3 protein-coding genes are annotated in these 3,331 nt (G+C 46.4%); 2 read left to right on the top strand and 1 reads right to left on the bottom strand.

Translation table 11 applies throughout. The features are described 5' to 3' along the window. Window positions 1-1,771 (bottom strand): dihydroxy-acid dehydratase (gene ilvD / locus RTR63_RS03900; protein WP_312522759.1); only part of this gene is annotated, 1,771 nt, incomplete at its 3' end. A gap of 216 nt (window positions 1,772-1,987) precedes the next feature. Here ilvD and RTR63_RS03895 point away from each other — a divergent pair. Both RTR63_RS03895 and pal read left to right on the top strand, forming a co-directional pair. Beyond that, a complete protein-coding gene (locus tag RTR63_RS03895) occupies window positions 1,988-2,575 on the top strand; it encodes a DUF6231 family protein (RefSeq protein WP_312115111.1) in 588 nt (195 codons plus the stop codon). 232 nt (window positions 2,576-2,807) lie between these two features. Further along, a complete protein-coding gene (gene pal / locus RTR63_RS03890) occupies window positions 2,808-3,326 on the top strand; it encodes a peptidoglycan-associated lipoprotein Pal (protein WP_007115689.1) in 519 nt (172 codons plus the stop codon). Window positions 3,327-3,331 lie beyond the last annotated feature (5 nt).

The raw sequence follows: 3,331 nt of genomic DNA, 5'->3' as shown, positions 1-3,331 counted from the left end.
TCACCATCGCTTCTCGGCGTTTTTCCAGTTCGGCAAAATCAACCGCCAAATGAATCGAGCGATTAGGGATATCAATCTCGATGGTGTCGCCTTCATTGACCAAACCGATGGTACCGCCTTCAGCGGCTTCTGGGCTGACGTGACCGATGGATAAACCTGACGTACCCCCTGAAAAACGACCATCGGTGAGTAGCGCACAGGCTTTACCCAGACCTTTTGATTTTAGGTAAGAGGTCGGATACAACATTTCTTGCATACCCGGACCGCCTTTTGGACCTTCATAGCGAATTACCACGATGTCACCTGCGACAATTTGGTCTGCTAAAATCGCTGCAACGGCGTCATCTTGGCTCTCAAACACACGGGCACGACCGGTAAATTTTAGGATGCTGTCATCCACGCCCGCTGTTTTGACGACACAGCCACGTTCAGCGATATTACCAAATAATACTGCCAAACCGCCGTCTTGTGAGTAGGCAAATTCTTTGCTGCGGATACAGCCAGATTCGCGGTTGACATCAAGATTTGACCACGCATTGTTTTGGCTAAAGGCTTGCGTGGTGCGTACCCCACCTGGGGCTGCAATATAACGCTCACGTGCCTCGGTATTATCAGGATTCATGATATCCCATTGGCTAAGCGCTGCTTTGAGTGAAGTACTATGAACGGTGGGCACATCGGTTTGCAGTAGGTTTGCGCGATCAAGCTCGGCTAAAATTGCCATCACACCCCCAGCACGGTGCACGTCTTCCATATGATATTTTTGCGTCGCAGGGGCAACTTTCGATAGACAAGGCACACGGCGACTTAGACGGTCAATATCCGCCATTTTAAAATCCACTTGGGCTTCATGGGCAGCGGCAAGCAAATGTAGAATTGTGTTGGTTGAGCCGCCCATGGCGATATCAAGGCTCATGGCGTTTTCAAATGCCGCTTTGGTCGCAATTGAGCGTGGCAATACGCTGGCGTCATCTTGCTCATAATAACGTTTGGCAAGTGCCACGATACGGCGACCTGCTTCCAAGAATAAATCTTTACGTTTGGCGTGAGTGGCAAGTAACGAGCCATTACCAGGCAGGGATAAGCCTAAAGCTTCGGTCAAACAGTTCATCGAGTTGGCAGTGAACATACCTGAGCATGAGCCACAAGTTGGGCAAGCAGAGCGCTCAGTTTGTGCCACATCTTCGTCACTAATCAAGTCATCTGCCGCATCAATCATGGCGTCGACTAGGTCAAGTTTGCGAATTTTTTCACCCAATTCATTCATCACGGTTTCATGGGTGGTATGTCCATCGCCCAAGGTGGATGCCAATACTTTGCCCGCTTCCATTGGACCGCCCGACACAAAAATCGTTGGGATATTGAGGCGCATCGCTGACATCAGCATACCAGGGGTGATTTTGTCACAGTTTGAGATACAAACTAGCGCATCGGCGCAGTGGGCATTGACCATATACTCCACGCTATCGGCAATTAAATCACGGCTTGGCAAGCTATAGAGCATACCCAAGTGACCCATGGCGATACCATCATCCACCGCAATGGTATTAAATTCTTTGGCAACACCACCTGCCGCTTCAATCTCGCGGGCAACCAGCTGACCCAAGTCTTTTAGGTGTACGTGACCGGGTACAAACTGGGTAAACGAGTTAGCAATCGCGATAATCGGTTTGTTAAAATCCTCATCTGTCATACCGGTTGCACGCCAAAGTGCGCGTGCACCCGCCATATTGCGGCCAGACGTGGAGGTTTTTGAGCGATATTGTGGCATGGTTGTTCCTTATTTCTAACAGTCAATACAAGTGATAAATTTAGCACTTAGTGTACTCTGTCTCGACCAAAAGGGCTAGTCATGGCTCATGATAGATAGTTATAATTGGTTTTAAAGAATGGCATATTAGCCATCCTTATCATTGCTATATCACAGCTATCACTCAGCCGTATCTATCAACAGTAGCTAAAAAAAACTCATCAAAAGGATTTTATTTTGACCAATCCCACCTTAAGCATTACGGATGTCATCCGACAAAGTCTGGCATTTTTAAGTAAAGATAGCCTAAGCAAACATGATTCAAGCAAATACGATTTAAGCAAAGATAAAAATAACGCCTCAGCAAATCAACCGTTCACTGGGCTGATTATTGGTAATGACACGCAGTCGGTTTTTAGCCAAATTCAAGCCATTGATGAAGCTATTGGTCAAGCCGTGAGCTGGGAAGCGTTTGATTATCAAGCGTTTATCGCGCATCGGTTTGCCAAACGCTATGAGTTGGCAGTGATAATATTATCAAACGATAGCGCTATCGATACCCAAATTATTCAGCGCTGTCGCGACTTGTTTGCCAAGCATTGTTTGGTGGTGCAAAATTTATCCGAGCCGGCAACAGGCGTGGATATGGTGAGCTTTGGCTTTAGCCGATTACATGAGCAGCCGATTGTGGAAAATGACCAAGATCACCATGCAACCAGCTACCAAGTATGGCAATTTAATCTGTTTGACTATAAACATTTGCCAGATTGGTTTAATAGCAAGTTTTGGGCAAACCCTGAATTATGGAATAAATTTCGTTGGTAGCGGTTGTAGACACAACTTTAGACAGTTTGTTTTTTTATCACTTATCTTATAAAAGGTGATTTCTTCAGCTATTCGTTTAATCCAAAAATTAAACTACTTTGAGAATTTCGAGGAAAAGTTGGCTAAATTTACAGTAATACTGTTTACAAAAAGCGCGAGATTGATTTACTCTATCGAAAAGTAACAAACAAAATAGGTAAACGCGTTAAATAATAATTTTTGAGGAAAGACTATGAAATTAACGATACTAAAAGTAGTAAGCGCTGCTGCGATGATGGCAACCATCGCCTTAACAGGGTGTTCTGCCAAACGTACTGGCACGTCTGAAGTGGTGGTTGCGCCGATGGGCGTTCCCGGTGGTGTAGGCTACTATAACGGTGGCGCTGTGGTAACAAACTCGACGTCAGTCATCACTGCCGCGGGTGCTAACCCAAATACCGTGTATTTCGGCTTTGATAGCAGTGAAATCGACGCTCAAGGTCAAGCTGTGTTAAATCAACAAGCGCAATTCTTACAAGCCAACCCAAGTGCCCGTGTCGCTATTGCGGGTCACACCGATGAGCGTGGTAGCCGTGAATACAATCTGGCATTGGGTGAGCGCCGTGCCCAAGCCGCCCAAGCCTACTTAGCTACGTCAGGGGTATCAGCTTCACGTATGGAAGCCATCAGCTATGGTGAAGACCAACCTGCCGATCCCGGTCATGACGAATCAGCATGGGCAAAAAACCGCCGTGCAGAAATTTCTTACTAAGTATT

This window comes from Moraxella sp. CTOTU47724 (assembly GCF_032014955.1).
GTDB lineage: Bacteria > Pseudomonadota > Gammaproteobacteria > Pseudomonadales > Moraxellaceae > Faucicola > Faucicola tetraodonis.
This window is presented reverse-complemented; position numbering and strand designations above follow the sequence as displayed.

Coding starts and splice junctions, on each gene's coding strand:
- pal (WP_007115689.1), top strand. CDS start 2,808: ATGAAATTAACGATACTAAAAGTAGTAAGCGCTGCTGCGATGATGGCA.